The sequence below is a fragment of the Streptomyces spinosus genome, from assembly GCF_020400655.1.
Taxonomy (GTDB): Bacteria; Actinomycetota; Actinomycetes; order Streptomycetales; family Streptomycetaceae; genus Streptomyces; species Streptomyces argyrophylli.
The window spans coordinates 157796-180732 of record NZ_JAINRC010000006.1; the positions used below are offsets into that span (position 1 = coordinate 157796).

Below are 22937 nucleotides of genomic sequence, written 5' to 3' on the forward strand. Positions count from 1 at the left end.
CCTTTCGGGAGGGGCGGACCGGGGGGGTCAGGTCACGACGTGACGTGACGGTCTCGGCGCGCCGAACGGTTCTCGTCGAGCCAGTCCAGGATTTCCGGAACCCCGGGAGTGCCGAAGTGCCGGGCGAGGTAGTCGGAGTTGCCCACGACATAGGGATACCGGTCCGGTACGCCCACGCGGCGGAACGGAACTCCGCGCCCCGTCTCGGCTATCGCCTCGGCCACCGCGCTGCCCAGACCGCCGATGACGGAGTGGTCCTCCAGCGTGATGATGGGCAGTCCTTCGGCGACCAGTTCGGCCACCGCGGCGGAGTCGAACGGTTTGATCGTGGGCATGCTCAGGAGCCGTACGCGCAGCCCCGCCGCGCCGAACTCGTCTACCCATGCGCGAGCCACCGGGAGCGTGTGCCCGGTGGCGATCAACGCCGCGTCGTCGCCGTCCGTGACGGTGACGGCCCGGCCGAGCACCACCCGGGTGCCGGGCGCGTGCACCTCGGGCAGTTCGTACCCCTCCAGGGGGAACCGCACGTAGACCGGCCCCTCCACCGCGCGGCACTGCTCCAGGAGTTGACGCGCCTCCGCGATGTCCCCCGGGCACACCACGGTCATGTTGGGCAGGGCCCGCGTCACCGCCAGGTCCTCGATGGCGACGTGCGTGATGCCGTCCGCGCGGCTCAGTCCCGCGCTCGTGCCGATCAGCCGCAGCCGGGTCCTGGCGAACGCGCCGTCCACCCGGACCTGGTCGAACGCGCGATAGAGCAGGAAGGTGCTGCAGTTCCACAGATAGACCTGTTTCCCGCTGCCCGCGAGCCCCGCGGCGATGGAGATCCCGTTCTGCTCGGCGATACCGACGTTCAGCCAGCGGTCGGGGTGCGACTCGATGAAGCCCTCGGTTCCGTTCAGCTTGCCGTCGGCGATGATGAAATACGTGTCGTCCGCGTCGCGCGCGTCGTCCAGCAGCCGCTCACCGACCACCTCGCCCACCGTGGTCATCGCAGCCCCCGCAGACTCGCCGCCAGCTCCGCGTAGGTCATCTTCCTGCTGTGCCAGCCGGCCTCGTGTTCCATCATCGGCACTCCTTTGCCCTTCACCGTGCTCGCGATGACGACCTTCGGCCGGTCCTGCGGCGCGCGCAGACCCTCTTCGATGGCGTCGACCGAGTGACCGTCCACGCGGTGGCACTGCCAGCCGAACGCGGCGAAGCGGTCACCCAGGTCGGTGGCGACCACGCTCCGGGTCTCGTAGCTTCCCTGCAGTTCGTTGTCGTCCACCACCAGCACGAGGTTGTCCAGGCCGAGGGTCGGCGCGAGCATCGCCGCCTCCCAGATCTGCCCCTCCTGGCACTCACCGTCCCCGACCAGCACGTACGTGCGGTAGTCCCGCCCGTCGTGCCGGGCGGCCAGGGCGGTGCCGATGCCGATCGACAGGCCCCGGCCCAGTGGTCCGCTGTCGCTCTCCAGGCCCGGCAGGCCGTAGCGGGCGGCGATGGCGGGCATGTTCCCGCCTTCGACGTTGAAGTCGTCGAGGAGGCTCCGGTCGATGATCCCGGCCTCGGCCATGGCCAGGTAGATCGCGGCGGCGCAGTGGCCCTTGCTGGCGATGAACCGGTCACGGTCCGGCCAGTCCGGCCGCGCCGGATCCAGCTTCAGCACACGCAGGTACAAGGTGTAGATGATCTCGATCGCGGAGAGGTTCGAGGGAGTGTGTCCGCTCATGGCACGCGCGGTCATGCGGATCACCTCCCGGCGCATTTCCTGAGGGGTGATCATCGGCGTCCGCCTCCGGTTCCCGCCTGGTGCCGCTTGATGTCCCGGCTGGCCCGGCGGCGGCGCAGCGTCTCGGCGAACGGCAGCGGGTGCGTGTCGTCCCAGACGATCGTGTTCTCCATGAGTTCACGGACGACGGGCGTCATCCGGTCGAGGTAGCCGGCCTCCCGCATGAACCTCCACGAGGTGTGACCGCCGGTCGGTTCGTCCGCCGACTGCAGGTTCACGTGCAGGGTGCGGCGGAGTACGCCGGCGGAACCCGACCCGCGGTGCACGGTGTGGTGGTTCATGAACAGGACGTCCCCGGGCGAGCACCGGACGGTGACCTCCCCGGGCAGCGGCCCGGTTCCCTTCGTCTCCACCTGCTCGCGCTCCGCCTGTGTCAGCGGCCGCCGGTGCGAGCCGGCCACGACCCGGAAGCAGTCGTCGGCGGTGAGACACACGTTGAACTGCACGTGGGTGCTCCGGCCGTCCGGTGCGTACCGTTCGGTCTCCTGGTTGTCCTTGTGCCAGTTGAGGTCGTAGTCGACCGCGGACGGCTCCCACAGCGCGTGGGCGGTCCAGAACCGCAGCCTGTCGCCGAGCACCCGGCGGACGAAACCCATCACCCCCGGGTGCTCGAAGAGCTCCGCGAAGACCGGGTCGTACAGGGCCGGGTCGAAGATGTGGCTGACGCCCCAGGTGTCGGTCTCCCGTTCCGTGCGCAGCGTGTAGCGGGTGTCGTAGTCCTGCGGAGCGGATCGCACCCGTTCCGCGGTACGGTCCACCGCCGCACGCCAGCGGAGGAGCGTCGGTTCGTCGAGAAGGCCCGGGACGAGGGCGTACCCCTTGTCCACGAAGCTCCGGACGTAGTGGTCCATGGCAGTCCCTTGCGCGGTCGTCGTCTTCCGGTTCACGCCTCGAGGTGGCGGACGTCTCCGAGACTCGTCAGCTGGCGGTTGTGGAAGAAGTCGTCTTCCCGCAGCGTCGTGATGCTTCCGGAGGCGGTACGGAAGTTGAGGTAGTCGGCGGATTCGATCGGCACCTTGAGCCAGTGCGCCACGACGAAGGTCAGGGTGCCGCCGTGGGTGACGATGATCTGGTGCTCGTGAGGACGCTCCAGGATCTCGTCCATGGCCTCGTAGACACGCAGCGCGAGGTCCAGCTTGGTCTCGGCGCCGGACACGCCCTCGTCGTGCGCCATCCGCTCTCCGACGGCCGGCGGCGGGACGAAGCGCCGGTCCAGCCACTCCTGCGGCCTTCCTCCGGCCACCCCGTAGGACTTCTCGCGCAGCCTGCGGTCCAGCACCGGCTTCACACCGAACGCGGCCGCCACCCTGTCGGCCGTCTGGTGAGTGCGCTGCAGGTCCGAGGAGAAGAGGTCCGGTTCGGCGTCGTCGGGAATCTGCGCGCGCAGCGCCCGGGCGATGGCCTCCGCCGCCCGCTCACCGCGAGGGGTGAGCCGCGAGTCGTGCCAGCCGCCGACGACGTTCTCGACGTGGTGGGTCGCCTCCGGGTGGGTGACGACGTAGAGAGTACGCACTTCGCTTTCCTTTCGTGGGTTACGGGAGGGGTCCCGCTAGGGGGAGGGACAGTTCGAGGACCATCAGGGCCCATATCAGGCGGGCGTGGTCCGTGCCCTTGGCGTGCTCCGTGAGGAGCGTGCGCACCGCGGACTCGCTGAGGAAACCCGAGGAGCAGACGCGCGGACCGGTGAGCACGTCGGCTGCGAACTCCCAGAGCTTGGTGCCCGGCTTCATATAGGTACCGACCGGGAAGGTGAACGGCTGCTTGTCCCGATTCCGTACGCTCGGCGGCACCAGCTCCGCTCCCGCGTCCCACAGGATCCGTTTCCTGCGGGATCCGTCGACCTTCAGGGCGTCGGGGGCCTGGCGAGCGATCCTGGTGACGGCCGGCTGGCAGTAGGGGACACGGCACTCGACGGCGTGGGCCATGGAGAGGTGATCGAGTTTGCGCAGGTTGAGACTCGGCAGCTTGTGGAGCCGGTCGAAGTCCAGGATCTGCTCCAGGCGGGAGGGGCCGGCCCGGCCCAGCAGGTCCAGGGACCGCTGCCTGCTGGTTCCGCCTGCTTGCAGAAGGCGGCGGTACTCGGGTGTGTAGAGCCGCTGGTACTCCGCCTCGGGGACGATCGACAGCCGGTCGAGGTAGCGCGCCGGCCACTCCTGGGTGTCCGCGGCGAGCGCGGTGCTGTACCGGCGGTAACCGCCGAACTGCTCGTCCGCGCCGTCACCGACGAAGCAGACCCTGAACCCGCTCTTCGAGATCTCCCGGAACAGCGCGTACGCGCTCAGGGCGTGCGGGGTGGCGTTGGGTACGCCCAGGGCCGCCACCATGTCCGGGACGAGTTCGGGCAGTTCGGCCTCCCTGATCTCGACCACTTCGAGGGGGATGCCCGCGTACGCCGCGGCCTCCCGCGCGAAGAACGTCTCGTCGGACGGGTGGCTGCCTTCGTGGGCCACGTGGAAGCCGGTCACGTCCGCCCGGCGCTCACCGAGCAGGGTGGCGAGGACACTCGAGTCCAGCCCGCCGGAGACCTGCACGGCGATGGGTGCGGACTGCAGCGACATCTGCGCCACCTCCGCGGTCAGCAGGTCGCGCAGCCGCCGCGGGGTGACGTCCCCGTGCACGGCCGGCCCGTCCGCCGTCGGGGGTACGGCCTCCGCGGGGTACCGGTCGACGGAGGTGCGGCCGTCACAGACCAGCCGCTCCCCCGGACCGAGCGACGAGACGCCCGCGTACCAGGACGTCCCGTTGGGCAGGCACTGCCAGTTCAGGTAGTCGTCGACGGCGAACGCGTCGATGCCGAGCGGTTCGCGCACCATGGCGGTGAGGCCGGGCAGTTCGGAGGAGAAGACGACGCCCGGGCCGGAGGCCGTGTAGTAGACGCTCTTGATGGCGAGGGGATCGCACCACAGCTTCAGCAGCGGTTCGCGGCGCAGGTCCACCACCGCGATGGTGAACATGCCCTCGAGCCGGTGCACGAAGCGGTCGCCGTGGAGTTCGTAGTACGGCAGGAGGACGGAGCCGTCGGAATCACCCTCGACATGTACGCCGTGACCGCGCAGTTCGTCCCGGATGGCACGGAAGTTGTAGACCTCGCCGTTGAAGACCAGGTGGACGGAACGGTCGTCGTTGCTGAACGGCTGACAGCCGTGTTCGGGGTCCTGGATGGACAGCCGGTTGCATCCCAGGCCCCAGTTCTCTCCTGTGACGTGGCGCTGGACGTCCGGTCCGCCCGGCAACTGGGCGTCCCGCGCGGCGTGCAGCGCGGACACGTCCAGCTCACGCCCGAAGTAGCCGTAGATCCGGCACATCTGCGTCTTCCCTACCCGTCAGGCCGACTTGTTGTTCTCGCCCAGGGGGGCGGTCCGTCCGGACGCCCACTGCCGCAGTGGCAGCGCGTGCTCGACCGCGCCTCGTGCCTCCAGGGCGGCCAGCACGTCGCGCAGCGGGGGGAGGCCGTCCTCCGCCTCCCGCGCACGGAAGCAGTACTCGTTCGAGATCTCGGCGTTCCAGCTCATCGACTCGTGCAGTTCCGCCTTCAGCAGGCCGAGGAACTCCGCCCGGCCGACGAACGCCTCGGCCTCGTCGCGGGCCCGGCGGATCTCCGCGAAGGCCAGGTCGATGAGGTCGAGCCACTCCAGCACCGCGCCGGGCGCGCCGGACGCGCTGCCGGGGCCGTAGGAGTACAGGTGCCGGAACCGCTCGGTGAGCCCGGACAGGCGCGCGGGAAGCCGGGACAGGAAGCGTGCGAGGTACTTCGGATTGCGGTTGGTGTTGCCGTAGACGTGTGTCAGGCCGCGGAAGGTGTCGGCCCCGAGCTTGCGGGCCGCGACGAGTGCGGACTCGTGGTCGCCCTGCGCCCACATGCCGGCCAGGTCCCGGAAGTCGGGATAACTGCCCACGGCGGTACGGAAGGCCGTGTACGCGATCTCGCCGGGGCGCACGGCTTCGGCGATCTTCTCGAACGCGGCGGCGTTCGTCAGCGGGACGGCGTAGCTGAGCCGGGACAGCAGCCTGAAGTCCACGGCGGAGGCCGAGAAGCCCGACGACTTGCGTGCCCGGGTCCGCATGTACCGGTACAGGTTCGCGTGCGCGTCGAGCATGTCGGTGATTTCCTGGACCGTCCAGTACTCGACGTCGACGCCGAGCAGGCTCTGCGGAAGGTAGTCGAAGCTGGCCTTCACCCGGTCGCCACTGGTGTAGTACCGCATGTGGGCACCGCGCGGAAAGGTGCCGCGGTGGAACCTGTCGTCCTCCGACTCCGCGACGACGCAGAAGTCGAAGTCCGAGGACGGCGTGCCCGAGCCGTCCACCAGCGAGCCGGACAGCAGGAGAACGTCACTCTCGACCAGATGGATCCTGGCGAGTACGGCTTCCTCGTCGAAGTCGTCGATGCCCGGGACGGGGGCGATGTGGCTGCGGAAGGACGGCATGGCCAGTTCAGCTCTTCTCTGCGTGGTCGGGCTGTCGTCGGGGGTCTGCGCAGCGGGCCTCACAGCAGCGTCACCCGCCGGTCGAGCAGAGCGAGGGCCCCGTTGGCTGTCCACAGGCGGTCGTTGGCGTAGTTGAGGGCGGCGGACCGCAGGTCGCGGAAGGTCCGTTCGAGCGGGATCGGGGAGTCGCCGCTGTAACCGAGGGAGAGGCCGGCCAGCTGGACCATCCGGTCCACTGCCCGGAACGACAGGTCGGAAGCGGCGAGTTTCAGGGTGTTGACGTGGATCTGCGCCGCGGGCGTGTCCATCCTGCGGCCCGCTTCCCGCGCGGTGTCCATCTGCTCACGGACCCGGTGCAGGCACGCGCTGACCAGGTCCAGGTCGAAGCGGATCCGGGCGATGCGCTCACGGACCAGCGGCGAGGTGAGATCGGTCCGCCCGTCCCGGGCCATGTGCCGTACCAGGTCGGCGAACGCCTGCCGTGCCGCGCCCAGCCAGCAGGCGCTCCAGCCCAGGTGGCCCACGGGAATCATGCTGTCCACGGCCACATCGCGGAAGTGGCCCGGCTCGCCGACGATCTGATCGGTGTCCACCAGGCCCGACAGGTGGATCGGCCCGCTGTGCGTGCCCCGCATCCCCAGCGGGTTCCACACCCCGGTCGGCCGGACGGTCAGCTCGGCGCGGTCCGCGTACACCAGCGACACGGCGTGCTCCGCCGATGCCTCGTCCGCCCGCATGGTGATCAGGTAGCCGTCGGCGTGGGCGCCGCCGGTGCAGACGGGGGCGTGCCGCCGCAGGACGAGCTTCCCGCCGTCCTCGGGATCCGCGGGGTCGCCCGCCGTCAGCGGCTCACGGGCCGACATCAGATGGCCGCCCTTGCCGGACTCCGTGGTGACCGACCCGAGGTAGACCTTGCCCGCGGCCACCTGCGGCAGGAGGCGCCGCCTGAGCCTGGTGCTGCCGTGCCGCACCAGGACGTCGACCTGCTGGCAGTGCATCGCCCAGATCATGGCGGTGGACACGCAGCCACCCGCGAGCGCCTGCGCGACGTTCACCAGCCCGCTGAGATCGCCGCCCATCCCGCCGTACTCGGCCGGCACCAGATAGCCGAGGTAGCCGTTGTTCCGCAGCGCGGCCAGCCCTTCGGCCGGGAAACGCGCCTGCCGGTCCACCTGTGCCGCGTAGCGGCGCAGCAGTGCGAGGAGTTCGGCGGGCACGTCCGGCCGGTGCGGCGCACCGGGGTCGGCGTCGGGACCGGCACCCGGCGGGCCGTCGACCAGAGACGCAGTCATCGTTCATACCTCCTGGGATCGCAGTTCGAGCCTTCGGGCCGACAGGACCCGGCCGTCGTCGACGACCACCTCCACCGGCGCGGGCCGGCCGAGGAAACCCACCAGGCTCGCCGTCAGTCCGTAGGCTCCGACGTTCGGCACCGCCAGGACCTGCCCGGGGCGGGGGGACGCGAGGACGGCCGCGGTGCCCAGCACGTCGAGCGGCGTGCACAGCGGGCCGACCACGGTGCTGGTGACCGGCGCGGCGGCCCGCTCCGCCCCGGGCCCGGCCTCACTGCCGGCCGAGTCGAGCGGGAAGGGCTCGATCCCGGGCGCACGCAGCCGGCCGATCCCCGTCATCCCGCCCAGGGCGTTGACTCCGGCGTCCAGCACGGTGAAGGTGCGTCCGCCGGACTGCTTGACGTCGACGACGGTGGTGAGCAGGGTTCCGGCGGTGGCGGTCAGGTACCGGCCGGACTCGAAGAGGATCTCCGGCCGGCCGCGCCGCCAGTCCGGGTAGTGGGTGTCGAGGGCGGTGGCGAGTCCTGTGGCCAGCTCCGGGTGACGCCGAAGCGCGCCCGGCTTTCCCCAAGGGGCGGGGAAGCCGCCTCCGAGGTCGAGGACCTCGGGCCGGAATCCGGCCCCGTCCATGGCGTGGGCCGCCGTCCGCAGTGCCTGCTCGAACTCCTCCAGCAGCGCTTGCGGCCGTTGCACGTTGGTCGCGGAGAAGGTGTGCGTTCCGATCGGCCGGGCCCCGCCTCGGGGGCGGAACAGCGCCGCCAGCCGACCCGCCGCGGAGGTGTCCACTCCGAACGCCGTCGGCCGGCCGGTCATGCGCAGTGACCCGCCGCTGCTGCCGCGCGGCCCGTTCAGCCGGACCAGGTACTCGGTGTCGACGCCGGCCGCGGCACCGCACCTCGCGACCCGGTCCCGGTCGGTCACCGACTCCACGGAGAACCGGCGCACGCCTGCCGCCAGGGCCTGCGCCACCTCCTGCTCGGTCTTCCCGGGGCCCGTGTAGAGCATCCGGTCGGGGCGGTGGCCGGCGGCCAGCGCGGTCGCCAGCTCTCCCGTGGAACTCACTTCCGCGTCCAGCCCCTGCGCGGCGAGTTCCCCGACCAGCAGCGGGTGCGGATTGGCCTTCACCGAGTAGAGCACACGGCTCCCCGCCGGCACGTCCGCGGTCAGCGCCCGCGCCGCCCTGCGCACCGCGCCCAGGTCGTACACGTAGGCCGGGGTGCCGAACCGGCGGGCCAGGGCCGCGAGATCCGTGGCGCGGCCGTCGTACGGCGCCGCGTCCACGGCGGTCGCGCTCATCGGCCGGTCCCCAGCGACTCGCGCAGTACGGCCTTGTCGACCTTGCCGTTCGCGGTGAGCGGCAGGGCGTCGACCACCACGCACCGGTCGGGTGTCTTGGCGGGGCCGAGGCGCCCCGCGACACCGCGCAGCACCTCGCGTTCCGTCCTGCCGGTCACCGCCCACACGGTGAGCAGACCATCGGGCCCCGGCCGGACCGCGGCCGCCTGCCGCACTCCGGGGACATCCAGCATCGCTGTCTCCAGTTCCTGTGTACTCATGCGCCATCCCCGGCGTTTGAACACGTCGTCGTCGCGACCGACGAAGTAGAGCCGGCCGTCCTCGTCGAGTCGGCCCTGGTCCCCGGTGAAGACCGCGCGGCCCACACCGTCCGGTGCGGCGGCGAAGCGCTGCGCGGTCGCCTCCGGGGCCTTCCAGTAACCCGCCATCACATGCGGTCCGGCGGAGACGATCTGCCCCACGGTCCCCGGCGGGACCGGCCGGCCGTGCTGATCCACGACGAACACCCTGGTGCCCGGCAGGGCCCGGCCGACGGTCCCCGGATGCCCGAGGTCCTCGTCGGGGTCGGCGATGGTGATCCGCTTGCACTCGCTCATGCCGTACATGCAGACCAGGGAGGCTTGCGGGAAGGCCGCACGCAGCCGTTCCGCGTCGGCGCCGACCAGCGCCGCGCCGGTGTTGGTGAACATCCGCACCGCCGTGGGGCGCCGGTCACGCAGGGCCACCCTGGACAGCAGGGCGCCCAGGGTCGGGACCAGCGGCACCACGGTCGCTCCGGCGGCCCGCACCGCCACCAGCTCACCGGCCGACATCTCCCCCGCGGGAAACACGACCTGCGCGCCCGTCAGGGCACACAGGAACACCTGGTACAGCCCGTAGTCGAACGACATGGGAAGCCGGTTCCACACGACGTCCTGCGGGCGGTAGCCCAGCCGCTCGGCCACCGCCCGGGCCGCGAAGACGACCGCGCGGTGCGGGCAGACGATGCCCTTGGGCCGCCCCGTGCTTCCGGAGGTGTACAGCAGCAGCGCCTCGTCGTCCGGTGCGGGCCCGGTACGGTCCGTCCCGGGTGCCGCCGCCGGTGGCAGGCAGCCGAGCAACTCGGTCTCGTGCAGAACGGGAACGGGGGGCCGCGCCGTTCGGTCATAGGTGTCCGGCGCGGCCATCAGCACGGGTGCGCTGTCCTCGAGCAGCCAGGCGAGTTCGTAGGCGCTGACGGTCGCCCCGGCCGGCACCAGCGAGGCACCGACGCGTGCCGCCCCGAACAGCAGGGCCACGAACGCCCGGCCCGGCGGCAGCACGGACAGCACCCGCCGGCCGGGGACGACCCCATGTGCCGTCAGGTGCCCGGCCGCCGTGTGCGCGGCCCGGGACAGCTCCTCCCACGTCCAGGTGCCGGAGCCGTCCCGGACCGCCGGCCGGGATCCGTGACGCTCGGCCGCCCCGTCCAACAGGTCCGCCACGGTCGGGACTTCGCTGGTGACGTCGGTCATGCCGCGCCCGTCCTCTCCGTCGTCAGCACCGGCCGGAACCGGGGTGGCGCGGGTGCCGTCGAAGGCACTTCGCCGCCGGCCGGTCCGTCATACGGGTGCCGTATAGTGACTCCGCTCGCATCCGCAGACCGGAGCAGATCCCCGCCCACCGCAGGAGTTCCGTGCCGAACGCGTCCGTCCATGCCGGATCCGCCCTGCGGTTCGCGGCGTTCGACCTCGACGGCACTCTGCTCGCCGTGGACGGGACGTTCCGGCCCGGCCTGACCCGGCGATTCCTCGGTCTGCGCCGTCAGGGCGTCGTTCCCTTGCTCGTGACGGGCCGCACGGCCGGCTCGTTCCGGCACGTCGATCCGGACGGCGCGCACCTGGGTGCCCTGGAGGACCGGGTCCTGCTGAGTGACGGCAATGTGGTGCTGGACCGTGCCACGGGCGCCCTGACCACGCTGCGCAGCCTTCCCGCGGCGGCGTTCGGCCGGTTGGCCGGGGCAGGTCTGAGCAACCTGGTCGCCGAGCTCGACGGCGCTCTGATCGCCACCTCGCGACGCGCGGCGTTGCAGTACACGCGCGGTTACGCGCTGCCGCGCTCGGAGGTCGTGGTGGACCCCGGACTCGACTGCGCCGCCGGCACGCTCACGGGTGTGACCGTGTTCGACAGCTGCCCCGATCTCGACGCGTTGCTGACCGGCGTACCGCACGAGATCGACCGGATCGGTGCCTTCGGTGCCGCCGTCGTCCGCCCTGAGGGCACGTGCAAGGCCTCCGGGCTCGCCGAGTACCTGTCGCGTTACTGGGGGCGGTCCGGACTCGACACGGTGGTCGCCTTCGGTGACGCCCACAACGACGGCTGCCTTCTCGGATCGGCGGCCCTGGGCGTCGCCGTGGCCGGTGCGGACGAGGTGGCCGTCCGGCACAGCGACATCCGCCTCACCGAGCCGATCGAAGCCTTCCTGGCCACGTTCGACCCGGACCTGGTGCGTCGCCCGACGCACCAGGCGGGAAGCGTGGCGAACGGCGGAGCCGGGGAGCCGTGTTTCGGGGCCCATGTGCGCGGACGTCCGGCCGGTGGCGACCGCTGATCCCCCGCGACGGTCGCACGACCGCAGCCCGATCGAGAGGAAAACTCCGTGCCGCGAGAAGAAGCCCCCGGTTCCCGCCCGGTGCGGCGCCTGGCCGCTCGGGTGCTCCTGCTGGACGAGGCGGATCGTCTGCTGCTGTTCGCCGGCCGCGACGACGGCGACGGGCACACCTTCTGGTACCCCGCGGGCGGAGGGTGTGAGGAGGGCGAAACCTTCGAGCAGGCCGCGGTGCGGGAGATCAGGGAGGAGACGGGACTCGCGGACGTCGCGCTCGGACCCGAGGTCTGGCGACGACGGGCCGTGGCCTCCTGGGGAGGACGGACCTACGACTGCCATGAGCGCTTCTTCGTCGCCCGGGTCGCAGCCTTCGACGTCGACACGAGCGGCTTCACCCGGGACGAGCTCGACTCGGTCGTCGGCCACCGCTGGTGGACGCAGGCCGAACTGGCGCTGACCGCCGACCGGCTGGTCCCCGGCGACCTCGGGCCCCGGCTGGCGGAGCTGCTGGCCTCCGGTCCGCCCGAGCGTCCGGTCGAGCTGGACACCTGAGCGGCACACGTCTGTCGGCGTCCTCATCGCTCCACCAGCTCCCGGTACGGTCCCGGAACGCCGACGAGCTCCTCGTGGCGGCCGGTCTGGGCGACCGCGCCCCGGTCCAGCACGATGATCTGGTCGGCTTCCTCGACGGCGGTGAGCCGGTGCGCGACCACCACGAGCGTGCAGCCGAGAGACCTGAGCCGGTCGAAGATCCGCGCCTCCAGGACCGGGTCGAGCGCGCTGGTCGCCTCGTCGAGGATGAGCAGCCGCGGCTTGCGCACCAGCGCCCGGGCCAGCACGATCCGCTGTCGCTGACCGCCCGACAGGCCCGTGCCTCCGGACCCGAGCAGCGTGTCGTACCCCATCGGCAGCGCGGCGACGTCCGTGTGGATGCCCGCGAGGCGGGCCGCCTCCTCGATGTCGGCCTGCGAGACCCGCGTGCCGCCCCAGGCGATGTTCTCGCGGATCGTGCCGGAGAACAGCTTGGCGTCCTGCGTCACGAAGGCGATGGTCCGCCGGTACGACGTGGCGTCGGCGGACGCGAGGTCCTGCCCGTCCACCAGCACCCGGCCGGCGCTCGGGCGGTGCAGCCCGGCCAGCAGGAGGGCGCAGGAGGACTTGCCCGACCCGGAGGCGCCCAGCACCGTCGTGAAGCTGCCGCACGGGACCTTGAAGGAGACGTCCCGCAGGACCGTGTGTCCGCTCTGGTAGGCGAAGGACACCTCCTCCAGCTCCAGCGCGCCGGCCACGTCGAGGACCGCGTCGGTGCCTCGCCGTTCCGGGGGCGACTGCATGATGTCGCCGAGCCTCGACAGGGAGGCGCCGAGGCCGGAGACCTGGAGTCCCACCTGGACCAGACCGGCCAGCGGCACCAGCAGGCCCATGGCCAGCACGCTGAAGGCGAGCACCTTGCCCGGGGAGAGCGCTCCGGCGGCGATGCGGAGCGATCCCGCGGCGAGGATCACCAGGGGCGCGGCCGTCTGGAGCGCGGCGCTCAGGGAGGAGGTCAGCGCGAGCAAGCGCCGGCTGCGGAAACGGGTGTTGAGCTCCCCGGCGAGTGTGTGGCTCCAGCGTTGCCCCGCCGGCCCCTCCACGCCGGCCGACTTCAGTGTCGGCATGCCGTCGAGGATCTCGAAGAGTTCCGCCTCGGCCCGTGACTTGCTCTCCAGGGCGTCCGCGCTGGCGTACTCCTGGCTGCGCCAGGACCCCACGAGGAGCAGCACCTGCAGCACGGCCATCGCCATGACCAGGGAGGCCAGCAGCGGGTCGGCCAGCAGGAGCAGAACCATGTAGACGAGGATCAGGATGCCGTCGAAGACGCTGATGAAGGCGGACACCGAGAGCACCTGGCGGACGGCGGAGCTCGTCCGGACACGCTGCAGCAGGTCGCCGGAGCTACGGCTGGTGAAGAACTCGTAGGGCAGCGCGAACAGCCGGTCGAGGATGCCGAGTGTGACGGTCTCGTCCACCAGTGTCTGGATCGCGAGGAAGGACATGGACCGCACGAACTGCAGAAGGAAGAAGGACGCGGCGACCACCACCAGCCCCAGCCAGAGAAAGGCGGCTCCGTGGAGCTGCCGGCCCGGTGTGACCCGGTCGACGACGTTCTGGACGGCCAGAGGGGTGGCCAGGTTGAACAGCAGGAGCAGGAGCGAGGAGACGGTGAACGGCAGCCAGCGGGGGCTGCGCGGCAGGAAGAGGCGGAGGTACTGCCACGGGCTGTCGGTCCGCGCGCCCGTACGTCCCGCCGGTACCGGTGTGGACAGTCCGGGTCTGACGAGCAGAGCCACGCCGGTGAAGGCGTCGCCGACCGCGGACAGGGTCATCCGGCGGCGTCCGTGCGCGGGGTCGACCAGGTAGACGGTGTCCCCCGTCACCCGTTCCAGTACCACGAAGTGGTTGAAGTTCCAGAACAGGATGGTGCCGCGGGGCAGTTCGCGCAGTGCCTCCAGGCGCACCTGGAGGCCGCGGCACTGGAAGCCGTGGCTGCGGGCGACGTCCAGGAGCCTGCGGGCCGTGACGCCGTCCCGTCCCGTGGCGGTGGCACGGCGCAGCTCGGTCATCGGGACCTCGAGGCCGTGCAGGGCGAAGACCATGGACAGGACGGCCGCGCCGCAGTCGCTGGTCTGGGCCTGCAACCGAACCGGCACCCTTCGTCCGCGCAGCCCGGCGAGGCGGGCGCGCACCGGCGTGCGTGGCCGGCGGTCCGCGGAGCGGTCGCCGGTGCGGGTGCGGAACCACTGCCCGGTCGTCACCGGTGCCCCGTATTCGGTGCCGCCGCCGCGAGCGGCCATCGCTTGCCGCCTGAACCGCGGTGCGGTCGCCCCTCGTGAGGGGCGGCGCTGCCCGCCGTCCGGGGTGGGGGCCTCCTCCGTCGCCGTTGCCTGCGGCGCGGCGGCGGTGTCGGTCGCGGAGCCGCCGGGGGGCCGGGATTCCGTGGGGGTCATCGCAAGTTCCCTTCAGTGACCACCGGCTGACGCGCCTGGCGGTGCAGTGCCTCGGTGAACGCGTCCGCGTCGGCCGCCGTGTGGTCACGGGGGTCGAAGCGGACGCTGACGCCCGTCCGGTGGGGGAAGTCGCCGACGGCGAGGTCCAGTCCGTCGGAGCCGTAGTCGACCCGTGGCGCGAAGGCGTGGTCGGTGACGAGGACGCCGCCCGGCAGCGAGATGACCCCTGGCGCGGCCCGTTCGCGGGACCGTGCGTTGACCGCGTGGCGGGGACGGCCGGCGGGGACAGGACGTCCGGCCGCCAGCAGGTCGGCCTCCGTGATGTGGCGGTGCCGCATCGTCTGGAGGATCTCCGCCTTCAATCCGCGCAGGATCCGTCCGGGATCCTCGCAGCGCGGGATGCGCAGCGGCAGCGAGATCGCCCACTTGCCCATGAGATCCGCCTCGCCGGTGCCCCGGGTGTCCATCGGCAGGGTCAGATCGATGGACGTCCTGGGCGAGCGGCGGAACACCTCCGCCGCGAAGCAGGCGAGCAGCCACTGGAACATGGAGGCGCCGGCGAGCCGGCAGTGGTCGCGTACGACGCCGAGCGTGGGCCCGCTCAGCGAGAAGTACCGGGTCAGCGCGGGCTGCGGTGTCTGCGCGTCGGTCTCGTCGGGCGGTCCGTCCGGTGCGGCCTCCGTGAGGGCGCCGAACTTCTTCTCCCAGTAGGCCCTGTTGACCGTCGAGGACCGTCCGTCGAACCTGTCGCGCTGGCGTCGGACGGCGCCGAGCAGATCGCCGGCGGAGCGGATGGCGGGGAGTGTGCCGCCCGCTTCCACCGCGCGGGCGTAGTGGTCCCACAGGTCACGCACGAAGACCGAGCGGGCCCGGCCGTCGGTGGTCAGCCTCGGGAGGTCCGCCAGGAAGACGTGCAGTTCGGGTGAGCAGCGCAGCAGACGGAAGCGGAAGGGCCATTGCTCGGCCAGGTTCCACGGGGTGAGCAGGTCGGCCCGGCGGAGCTTGGCCACGAACGCGGCGAACTGGTCCTCGGACCGTGCGTTCACCTGTGTGAGGGTGAGCAGGCCGGCCTTCGGGGGCGGTTCGCGCAGCAGCTGTCCGGGGCGCCCGTCGGCATCCTCCACGATGCGCAGCCGCAGGGCGTCGTGACGGAGGGTCATCGCGTGCAGGGCGGTGGCGAACGCCGTCACGTCCAGGGGGCCGTCGATCCGGCAGGAGACCGGCAGTGAGGGCGACGTCCGCTCGCCCCTGCGTTCCCGCCAGTACTGCTGCTCCTGCCCGTACGAGAGGAGGTGTGCCTTCTCGGTCGTGTCGTGTCCCATCGTTTCTTCCATCTCCGTGCGAGGACGCCTGCGGGCGCGGGGGTCCCGGCGGACGGGGGCGGTGCCCGGACGGGGTGTCAGCCCCGGCCGGGCACCGCATGCCGACGCAGGGCGTCAGCAGGTGGACGGAACGAGAACGCCCGTGCTCGAGCCGCCGACGATGCCGTCGAGCGCGCTGTCGTCGAGCTCCGCGATGTCCAGAACCTCGAAGGAGACCTCGTTGTTCGTGATCATTTTTACTCCTCTCAGAGATGGGTTTGCCTGTGCACTCAGCACCGTGACAGGTCGCCACGGGGTTTGTGACACGTTTATAGACTGAGAGAGTCAAGAAACTTTGTCAACCCACTGGACGGGCCTTCGCTCAGCATGCAGAATCATGGTCGGCCGGGAGCAACTTCCCTCTGGGCCAAGGCGTTCGGGCGTCTCGGACGTCGCGTGCGAGGCCGTCGAATCCCGCGGCGGCAGGAACGGAGACGGAACCATGAGTGGAAACAGCCGGGCGCCGGCGACCACCGCCGGGGGTTGCCCCACCACCACGTGCGCTCCCGCACCGAGGCGGACGGCCGACACCGCCGGCGCGTGTGCGGGGGCGTGATCCGCGATGGCCTTCGACCTGCACACGCACCACAACCGCTGCGGTCACGCCGACGGCTCGTTGCGCGACTACGTCGAGGCGGCGCTGGCAGCCGGTCTGGAGACCATCGGCTTCTCCGACCACTCCCCCTTCTTCGGTGAACCCGAGGACCACCACCGGCCGTGGGTGGCCATGGCGAAATCGGAGTTCCGGCGCTACCTGGCCGAGGCGGCGGCCCTGCGCGAGGAGTACCGGGGCCGGATCGAGATCCTGATCGGTGTCGAATCCGACTTCTTCCCCGAGCACGCCGGCATCTACGGTTCGGTGTACGCGAACACCGACCTCGACTACGTGATCGGCTCGGTTCACGTCCTCGGCGAGCTGGACATCTTTCATCCGGACCGCTGGCGCGACACCTCCGAGGAATTCCTGCTCGGAGAAAAGGAGCGGTACTGCGACCTGGTGGCCGCGTCCGCCCGCTCGGGGCTTTTCGATATCCTCGGTCATATCGACGCCCTGCGGGGCAACTGTCCCGAACTCGGCGCGATCAGAACCCCTGCCGTGGACCGGATGCTGCGGGCCATCGCCGAGTCGGACGTCGTGGTGGAAGTGAACACGTCCGGAAACACGAAGCTGTGCGGCGGCTGGTACCCGGACGAGGACCTGCTCGACCGGGCCCGTCACCACGGCATCCGGCTCACGTTCGGATCCGACGCGCACACCCCCGCCCGGGTCGGCGAGGACCACGAGAAGGTCCGGGCACACCTCAGGAGTCTGGGCTACCGGGAGTGGTGGGTCTTCGAACGGCGCAAGCCCAGGCGGGTTCCCCTGTGAGGAGCGCCGGCTCCCCCCTTGTCCCCGGCCGGCCCCTTCCCGGCCGCGGCCCGAAATACATCGAATCGAGGTACGTGAAGTGGTGAACCAGTCCATCCGAGTCGCCCTGGCGGGCGCTGGATCGTGCGCATCGAGTTTCGTACAGGCCGTGACGCTGGCCCACCGCTCCGCGGGCACCCCCTTGCCGGGCGTCATGCACGAGCGGATCGGCGGCTACGCACTGGCCAACGTCACGTTCGTCCAGGCCTTCGAGGCCGACGCCAACAAGGTGGGCCGGGATCTGGCGGACGCCCTGCGCCAGGCGCCCACGGCCGCCGTCCACCACCTGGAGGTGCCGCCCCTCGGTGTCGTCGTGCAGGCGGGTCCGGCACTCGACGGCATCGCCGGACGGCTCGCCGAGACGATCAGCGTCCACCCCGACTGCGCGGACGTCACCGCGGAGGACGTCACCGCCGCACTGCGCGGCTCACGCGCCGACGTCCTGGTGTGCTTCCTGCCGACCGGCGCCACGGAGGCGGTACGCACCTATGCCCGAGCCTGCGCCGCGGCGGGCGTGGCGTTCGTCAACGCCACGCCCGAACTGGTCGCCAACAACCCCGAGTTGTCCGCGCTCTTCGCCGAGCGCGGGGTGCCGCTGCTCGGCGACGACCTGCGCAGCCACCTGGGCGCGACGACCCTGCACACCGCGCTGCTGGAGCTGCTGATCAGCCGGGGCCTGCGGGTGAAGGACACCTACCAGCTCAACGTCGGCGGCAACACCGACTTCCTCAACCTCTCCGACCCGGCGCGCTCGGCCAGCAAGCAGGCCTCGAAGCGCAGGGCGCTGACCAGCGCCGGCATCGACGCGAGCGAGGTGGCCGCGGGGCCCAACGGCTACGTGAAGCACCTCGGTGACCGCAAGGTGTGCTTCCTGCGCATCGAGGCCGAGTCCATCCTGGACGCACCGGTGGCCATGGAGGTCCGGCTGGAGGTCGAGGACAGCCCCAACGCCGCCGCCGTGATCGCCAACGCGGTCCGGGTGGCCAAGTGCGCCGCCGACCAGGGCCTGGCCGGCGTGATCGACCCGGTGTGCGCCTTCCTGTTCAAGAGCCCCCGGGTCGGCCTCCCCGAGTCGGAAGGGCTCAGCGCCTTCCAGGGGTTCGTCAGCCGCGCCGCCGCCGCAGCACCGGAGTGGCACGGACACCGGGAGGCCCGCCCGCTCCTCGCCTCCGCACGGCAGGAGGTGGCCTGACCATGGACCGGGTCCAGATCACCGAGACCGTCCGCGAGTGCGTCACCGAACTGATCGGCACGACGGCGTTCTCCGACGACGACCTGCTCGCCGACCACGGGCTGGACTCCCTCGCCGGCGTCGAACTGACCCTCAACCTGGAGGACAGGTTCGACATCACCTTCGGCGACGACGAGCTCTCCTTCGAGCACTTCTCCAAGGTCGACACCATCGTCGGCCTCATCGAGGCGAAGCTCGGCCGGACCGTTCCGGGCTGACCGTCCCGGTCCGCCCCGCGCCTCGGCGCAACGAGCCTCACACGTCCGGAGGCCGCGCCTTCGGCGTTTCCGCACACCCACTTCTGGTGATCACAGGGAGAGAGCCCATGCTGTCGATCGAACGCGACGTACGGTCCGTCGAGGACCTGCCCTACGAACTGGTGGAACGCAAGGGCGTAGGCCACCCGGACACCATGTGTGACGCCATCGCGGAACGCATGTCCCGCTACTACTCCCTGTACTGCCTCCAGGAGTTCGGCGGAGTGGCCCACCACTGGTTCGACAAGGTGACGCTGTACGGCGGCGGGGCGGACATCGACTACGGGCGGGGCGAACTCACCTCGCCGTACCGGGTGAAGGTCTTCGGCAAAGCGGCCTTCCGGGTCGGCACCGCCGAGATCCCCGTCCAGGACCTGATGTTCCGTGCCGCCGCCGACGTGCTGCGGGAGGTCACGACGGGGTTCGACGCCACGCGTCATCTGGTGGTCGAACTCGGTGTGGTGGACCACCAGGGCTCGGGACGCGGCCGTTCGCGCTACCAGCCCGCCGGCCCGCAGGACCTGGTCCCGCTCCGCTCGGGCGGACTGGTCTCCAACGACACCAACCTCCTGCACGGCTACGCCCCCCTGTCCCGTCTCGAGAACGCGGTCCTGGGGCTGGAGAACCTCATCAACGGTCCGGAGTTCAAACGGCGCCACCAGGACACCGGCTGGGACGTGAAGGTGTTCGGCAGCCGCAGGCAGGACACCTTCAGCCTGGTGGTCAACATGCCGTTCCTCGCCGCCCACATCGACTCGATGGACCGGTACCGGGCGCGCAAGGCGGCGATCCAGGCCGAGCTGGAGACGTTCGTCCGCGAGTCGGGCATCGCCGACTTCCGGATGCTGATGAACGCCACCGACCGCAACGGCCGTCCCTATCTCACGGCGCTCGGCTCCGTGGCGGACACCGGTGACGTGGGTGTGGTCGGGCGCGGCAACCGGGTCAACGGCCTGATCACCCCGATGCGTCCGATGAGCATCGAGGCGCCCGCGGGCAAGAACCCGCTGGACCACACGGGCAAGATCTACAACGTCATGGCCATGCGGCTGGCCCAGCAGGTGCACGAGGAGTTCGGCGGTCCGACCCAGGTGCACATCTTCACCTCCAAGGAAGCTCCGCTGGAGCGTCCGGACGAAGTCGTGGTGACGGCCGCCGATGCCGACGAGGCCGCGGTGAAGGCCCTGGTGGAGTCCGCGGTCGCGGGTACGGACGACCTGACGGCCGAGCTGATCGAGAAGGGCGTCGTCCTGTGGTGAGCGGTGAGCGGGTGCGGGCCCTCGCCGCTGAGGCGCGCCGCACCGGTTCGCGCCGTGACACCGGCCCCCTGACGGCGCCGGCGCCGGACGGCGGCACCCACTTCGTCACACTGGTCAAACCCGAGGTGCTGGCGGCCGACGACGTCGCCGACACCATGGCGGAGACCGCGCGGGTGCTCGGCGAGGCGGAGACGGCCATCCTGCGCTGCGCGGTGATGCCGGCGAAGGACTTCGCCCGGCGCGGTCACCTGTTCCTGCACTATCCCCGTCTGCACCGGGTCGCCGCCGACGGGGAGCGCGCCCTGTGCTCCGGCGCGCGCCGCGCACTCGGGGCCCTTGCCTCGTCGGTGGCGGCGGACGGCGTCCTGAGCGCGTACGAAGCGATGACGTTCGACGCGGACCTGACTCCGGCCGTACTGGAGGACCGCTGCCGCGTGGCGGGTATCCACAAACTCGGCTCCGGCTCCTACGCCTCGGTCATCGAGACGGACCGGCGCCGGCTCGTCGTGCTGAACGGTTTCCTGCCCGCGCTGTACACGGGTTACCTCGCCTCTTCGACCTTCGTGGGCATGCTCGAGTGCCACAGCCACGAGGAGATCGCCGCACTGCGCTCCGGGCTCCTGGGTGCGCTGCATCCCGCCGAGGCCGCTCCGGGTTCCCTGCGGGGTGCCCTGGGCGCGTTCGCGCAGCAGCGGCACGGGCTCGCCCTTTCGGAAGGCCGCAACGGTGTGCACCTGTCCGCGGGACACCTGGAGGCGATGTTCCAGGTGTGGCGCTACTTCGGCGCGGCGGACGGGCAGGCCATGGGAGACACCCCGTTCGGGCGGTGGCTGACCGGGAACGGCGTGCCCGAGGACTTCCTCACCGGGTTGCTGTCCGATCACAACCTCGTCACCGAGGACGGGGACACGGTGTCCCCGCACGGCGCCACCGAGAACCTCTCCCGCAACGAGGTCCTCGGCCTGCTGAGCCGGTGGGCCGCCGAGGGAAGGGACTCCCGGTCATGAGTGGTCGTCTGGCCGGACTCGCCGGCCGTACGGCGGTGGTGACCGGAGGAGCGCAGGGCATCGGCGCCGCGGTCGTCGAACGTCTGTGTGCCGAAGGCTGCCGTGTCGTGGTCTTCGACAAGGACGCCGCCCACGGCCGAACCCTGGTGGACGGCCTGCGGCAGCAGGGCCACACCGTGCGGCTGGCCGTCGGCGACGTGACGGATACCGCGGCGGTGACGGCGGCTTTCGCGGGCGTGCCGGCCCACTGGTCACCACCGACACTCCTGGTGAACCTCGCGGCCGGCTTCGTCTTCAAGGGGCTGGAGGCGACCGCGGCCGACTGGCACGCGGCACTCGATCCCACGATCGTCGGGCTCTCCCTGGTCACCCGGTCGTTCGTCGCCGGCCTGCCCGAACGCGACGCGGACGCCGCCGTCGTGAACATGGCCTCGATCTCCGCGCACATAGCGCAGGAGGGGTATCTGACCTACAACAGCGGCAAGGCGGCCGTCCTCGGGCTCACCCGGTGCCTGGCACAGGAGCTGGCTCCGCGGGGAGTCAGGGTCAACTCCGTGAGCCCGGGGACCGTGTGGAACGCCAACAACGAGCGCTACCACCGCGAGGCGCTCGGTCTCGACCGGGCGGCGGCCGAGGCGGCTCCCGAGCACGGAGGCAAGTTCCTGCTCGGGCGGTTCGCGGACCCGGCCGAGGTCGCGGCACCCATCGCCTTCCTCCTGTCCGCGGAGGCGAGCTTCATCACGGGGACCGACCTCGCGGTCGACGGCGGATATCTGGCGGTCTGAGAGACCGGCTTCAGGCACGGAACTCCGCGCGCGGCCCCTTCCCCGCCGCGCCGTGTTCCGGCAACTGGGACGCACACCTGTGGAGATGTGATGAACGTGGAGAGAATCGCGGCCGAGGCCCGTGAGGGCAAGGCCGTCCGCTACCTGAGGGTCCGGGACCACACGCTGAAGGTGGTGACGGACTCGATCGAGGCCGACGGCCTGGTGACGGAGACGTTCTGCCCGTGGGGCATGCTCGACGTCGTCGAGACGGCGGAGGTGGACCGGCCCGGCCTGACCATCGTCGATCTCGTCCACGACGCGGACGGCATCGACAGCTTGCTGGACCGGACGGCCGCGACGACCGCTGTGGGCGAGTACGAGCTGACCCGCGGCTACCGGCTCCCCCGGTACGACGGCGAAGACCACTCGGTCTTCGTCCTCCAGGACGTGCACTCCGACGAACGGGCAGCGCTGATCCGTACCGAGCACCGCATCACGATCGTGCGTCCCGCCTCCACCCTGGGCGACCGGTGGCTCACCCGCGTCATCCGCGACATCGCCACCCGGATCGCCAAGGCCGAGGGCGCGCTGATCCTGCATTCCTCGGCGTTCGCGTACCAGGACGGCGCCTACCTGGTGATCGGCGACTCCGGAGCCGGAAAGTCGACGACGGCGATCGCCCTCGCCCGGCTGCTCCCGTCGGCCGGCTGGATGGGCAACGACCGGATGCACCTCGACCGGCGGGACGGCGGATACCGGGTGACCGCGTGTCCCCTGCCGCTCGCGGTCAACAAGGGGTCGCTCGACGTCATGGGCGTCACCGGGTTCGAGAGCTGGCCGGTGCGGGCGGGTCTGCCGAAGCCGGGGTCGGACTGGGACCAGTTCCAGGGCGAGGACAAACTGAAGCTCAGCTCCCTCGAGGTCAGGGAGTACCTGGGTGTGCGCGTCGTTCCGAGCATGCCGCTCGCCGGCGTCATCCTCCCCCGGGTCGATCTGCGGGCCGCATACTCGCTCGAACCCTCGGCGCCGGACCACACCGCCGCGGTCGTGACGAGGAACTGCTTCTCCCTCGACGACAACCTGTTCGGCGAGAACTGGCTGCGGGTGGCTGTCGAGCAGCGCGTCGAACCGCCGTCCGTCACCGGCTTCCTGGAGCACATCGCCCGGCTCCCCGTGCTGCGCGCGACCGTGAGCGGGCCCGCCGACGTCGCGAGGCTGGCGAAGGACTTCCGCGCCCTGGTCGGGGACGGGCCGGCCGCCGACGCGTACACCCGTCCGTTCGCAGACGCGGAGGTGTGAGCATCA

20 protein-coding genes are annotated in these 22937 nt (G+C 71.2%); 9 read left to right on the forward strand and 11 right to left on the reverse strand.

Annotated elements, in window-relative coordinates; all coding sequences use genetic code 11:
* Positions 1 to 32: 32 nt before the first annotated feature.
* From LG395_RS13730 to LG395_RS13770, 9 genes are read right to left on the reverse strand one after another with little or no spacing between them, the layout of a single operon-like run.
* A complete protein-coding gene (locus LG395_RS13730; RefSeq protein WP_225809585.1) occupies positions 33 to 992 on the reverse strand; it encodes a transketolase family protein in 960 nt (319 codons plus the stop codon).
* Entirely contained in the window at positions 989 to 1729 is a 741-nt protein-coding gene (locus LG395_RS13735; protein WP_263982526.1) for a transketolase, read from the reverse strand. Before LG395_RS13735 ends, LG395_RS13730 begins: the two co-directional genes overlap by 4 nt.
* A gap of 35 nt (positions 1730 to 1764) precedes the next feature.
* A complete protein-coding gene (locus tag LG395_RS13740; RefSeq protein WP_225809586.1) occupies positions 1765 to 2625 on the reverse strand; it encodes a phytanoyl-CoA dioxygenase family protein in 861 nt (286 codons plus the stop codon).
* A 32-nt stretch (positions 2626 to 2657) separates the two neighbouring features.
* The gene (locus tag LG395_RS13745) at positions 2658 to 3287 is read right to left on the reverse strand and encodes a histidine phosphatase family protein (protein ID WP_225809587.1); all 630 of its coding nucleotides are present in this window, start codon (positions 3285 to 3287) and stop codon (positions 2658 to 2660) included.
* 19 nt (positions 3288 to 3306) lie between these two features.
* Complete coding sequence (gene asnB / locus LG395_RS13750) at positions 3307 to 5079, reverse strand: asparagine synthase (glutamine-hydrolyzing) (protein ID WP_225809588.1); 1773 nt, start codon at positions 5077 to 5079, stop codon at positions 3307 to 3309.
* A gap of 18 nt (positions 5080 to 5097) precedes the next feature.
* A complete protein-coding gene (locus LG395_RS13755) occupies positions 5098 to 6201 on the reverse strand; it encodes a nucleotidyltransferase domain-containing protein (protein WP_225809589.1) in 1104 nt (367 codons plus the stop codon).
* 59 nt (positions 6202 to 6260) lie between these two features.
* On the reverse strand, positions 6261 to 7493 hold the full coding sequence (locus tag LG395_RS13760) for an acyl-CoA dehydrogenase family protein (protein WP_225809590.1): 1233 nt from the start codon (positions 7491 to 7493) through the stop codon (positions 6261 to 6263).
* A gap of 3 nt (positions 7494 to 7496) precedes the next feature.
* On the reverse strand, positions 7497 to 8789 hold the full coding sequence (locus tag LG395_RS13765) for a type III PLP-dependent enzyme domain-containing protein (protein WP_225809592.1): 1293 nt from the start codon (positions 8787 to 8789) through the stop codon (positions 7497 to 7499).
* Entirely contained in the window at positions 8786 to 10282 is a 1497-nt protein-coding gene (locus LG395_RS13770; RefSeq protein ID WP_225809593.1) for a class I adenylate-forming enzyme family protein, read from the reverse strand. Before LG395_RS13770 ends, LG395_RS13765 begins: the two co-directional genes overlap by 4 nt.
* 161 nt (positions 10283 to 10443) lie before the next feature.
* Between LG395_RS13770 and LG395_RS41435 the strand changes: the two genes are divergently transcribed.
* Both LG395_RS41435 and LG395_RS13780 read left to right on the forward strand, forming a co-directional pair.
* A complete protein-coding gene (locus LG395_RS41435) occupies positions 10444 to 11358 on the forward strand; it encodes an HAD hydrolase family protein (protein WP_225809595.1) in 915 nt (304 codons plus the stop codon).
* A gap of 48 nt (positions 11359 to 11406) precedes the next feature.
* Positions 11407 to 11907 carry an NUDIX hydrolase gene (locus LG395_RS13780; RefSeq protein ID WP_225809597.1) on the forward strand — a complete coding sequence of 167 codons (501 nt, stop codon included), beginning with the start codon at positions 11407 to 11409 and terminating at the stop codon, positions 11905 to 11907.
* 23 nt (positions 11908 to 11930) lie between these two features.
* On the opposite strand, the gene LG395_RS13785 is transcribed toward LG395_RS13780, so the two are convergent.
* Together LG395_RS13785 and LG395_RS13790 are read right to left on the reverse strand one after the other, a co-directional pair.
* Positions 11931 to 14342 (reverse strand): peptidase domain-containing ABC transporter, encoded by a 2412-nt coding sequence (locus LG395_RS13785; protein ID WP_225809599.1) that lies wholly within the window; start codon positions 14340 to 14342, stop codon positions 11931 to 11933.
* On the reverse strand, positions 14339 to 15664 hold the full coding sequence (locus LG395_RS13790) for a condensation domain-containing protein (RefSeq protein ID WP_225809601.1): 1326 nt from the start codon (positions 15662 to 15664) through the stop codon (positions 14339 to 14341). Before LG395_RS13790 ends, LG395_RS13785 begins: the two co-directional genes overlap by 4 nt.
* 601 nt (positions 15665 to 16265) lie before the next feature.
* On the opposite strand from LG395_RS13790, the gene LG395_RS13795 reads away from it, so the two are divergent.
* The 7 genes from LG395_RS13795 (at position 16266) to LG395_RS13825 (ending at position 22931) form a co-directional block, all read left to right on the forward strand.
* The gene (locus LG395_RS13795; protein WP_225809603.1) at positions 16266 to 17072 is read left to right on the forward strand and encodes a histidinol-phosphatase; all 807 of its coding nucleotides are present in this window, start codon (positions 16266 to 16268) and stop codon (positions 17070 to 17072) included.
* A 148-nt stretch (positions 17073 to 17220) separates the two neighbouring features.
* A complete protein-coding gene (locus LG395_RS13800; protein ID WP_225809605.1) occupies positions 17221 to 18303 on the forward strand; it encodes an inositol-3-phosphate synthase in 1083 nt (360 codons plus the stop codon).
* A 2-nt stretch (positions 18304 to 18305) separates the two neighbouring features.
* Positions 18306 to 18560: an acyl carrier protein gene (locus tag LG395_RS13805; protein WP_225809608.1), complete on the forward strand. Its 255-nt coding sequence runs from the start codon at positions 18306 to 18308 to the stop codon at positions 18558 to 18560.
* Positions 18561 to 18667: 107 nt separating this feature from the next.
* Positions 18668 to 19858: a methionine adenosyltransferase gene (locus LG395_RS13810; RefSeq protein ID WP_225809609.1), complete on the forward strand. Its 1191-nt coding sequence runs from the start codon at positions 18668 to 18670 to the stop codon at positions 19856 to 19858.
* A complete protein-coding gene (locus tag LG395_RS13815; protein ID WP_225809611.1) occupies positions 19855 to 20865 on the forward strand; it encodes a nucleoside-diphosphate kinase in 1011 nt (336 codons plus the stop codon). The genes LG395_RS13810 and LG395_RS13815 overlap by 4 nt, the downstream gene beginning before the upstream one ends.
* A complete protein-coding gene (locus LG395_RS13820) occupies positions 20862 to 21650 on the forward strand; it encodes an SDR family NAD(P)-dependent oxidoreductase (protein WP_225809613.1) in 789 nt (262 codons plus the stop codon). The genes LG395_RS13815 and LG395_RS13820 overlap by 4 nt, the downstream gene beginning before the upstream one ends.
* 90 nt (positions 21651 to 21740) lie before the next feature.
* Complete coding sequence (locus LG395_RS13825; RefSeq protein WP_225809615.1) at positions 21741 to 22931, forward strand: hypothetical protein; 1191 nt, start codon at positions 21741 to 21743, stop codon at positions 22929 to 22931.
* The last annotated feature ends 6 nt before the right edge of the window (positions 22932 to 22937 follow it).

Excerpts from the sequence above, each read along its gene's own strand:
- LG395_RS13765 (WP_225809592.1), bottom strand. The coding sequence starts at position 8,789 with ATGAGCGCGACCGCCGTGGACGCGGCGCCGTACGACGGCCGCGCCACG.
- LG395_RS13805 (WP_225809608.1), top strand. The coding sequence starts at position 18,306 with ATGGACCGGGTCCAGATCACCGAGACCGTCCGCGAGTGCGTCACCGAA.
- LG395_RS13820 (WP_225809613.1), top strand. The coding sequence starts at position 20,862 with ATGAGTGGTCGTCTGGCCGGACTCGCCGGCCGTACGGCGGTGGTGACC.
- LG395_RS13755 (WP_225809589.1), bottom strand. The coding sequence starts at position 6,201 with ATGCCGTCCTTCCGCAGCCACATCGCCCCCGTCCCGGGCATCGACGAC.
- LG395_RS13810 (WP_225809609.1), top strand. The coding sequence starts at position 18,668 with ATGCTGTCGATCGAACGCGACGTACGGTCCGTCGAGGACCTGCCCTAC.
- LG395_RS13740 (WP_225809586.1), bottom strand. The coding sequence starts at position 2,625 with ATGGACCACTACGTCCGGAGCTTCGTGGACAAGGGGTACGCCCTCGTC.
- LG395_RS13770 (WP_225809593.1), bottom strand. The coding sequence starts at position 10,282 with ATGACCGACGTCACCAGCGAAGTCCCGACCGTGGCGGACCTGTTGGAC.
- LG395_RS13790 (WP_225809601.1), bottom strand. The coding sequence starts at position 15,664 with ATGGGACACGACACGACCGAGAAGGCACACCTCCTCTCGTACGGGCAG.
- LG395_RS13730 (WP_225809585.1), bottom strand. The coding sequence starts at position 992 with ATGACCACGGTGGGCGAGGTGGTCGGTGAGCGGCTGCTGGACGACGCG.
- LG395_RS13760 (WP_225809590.1), bottom strand. The coding sequence starts at position 7,493 with ATGACTGCGTCTCTGGTCGACGGCCCGCCGGGTGCCGGTCCCGACGCC.
- LG395_RS13795 (WP_225809603.1), top strand. The coding sequence starts at position 16,266 with ATGGCCTTCGACCTGCACACGCACCACAACCGCTGCGGTCACGCCGAC.
- LG395_RS13785 (WP_225809599.1), bottom strand. The coding sequence starts at position 14,342 with ATGACCCCCACGGAATCCCGGCCCCCCGGCGGCTCCGCGACCGACACC.
- LG395_RS13825 (WP_225809615.1), top strand. The coding sequence starts at position 21,741 with ATGAACGTGGAGAGAATCGCGGCCGAGGCCCGTGAGGGCAAGGCCGTC.
- asnB (WP_225809588.1), bottom strand. The coding sequence starts at position 5,079 with ATGTGCCGGATCTACGGCTACTTCGGGCGTGAGCTGGACGTGTCCGCG.
- LG395_RS13735 (WP_263982526.1), bottom strand. The coding sequence starts at position 1,729 with ATGACCGCGCGTGCCATGAGCGGACACACTCCCTCGAACCTCTCCGCG.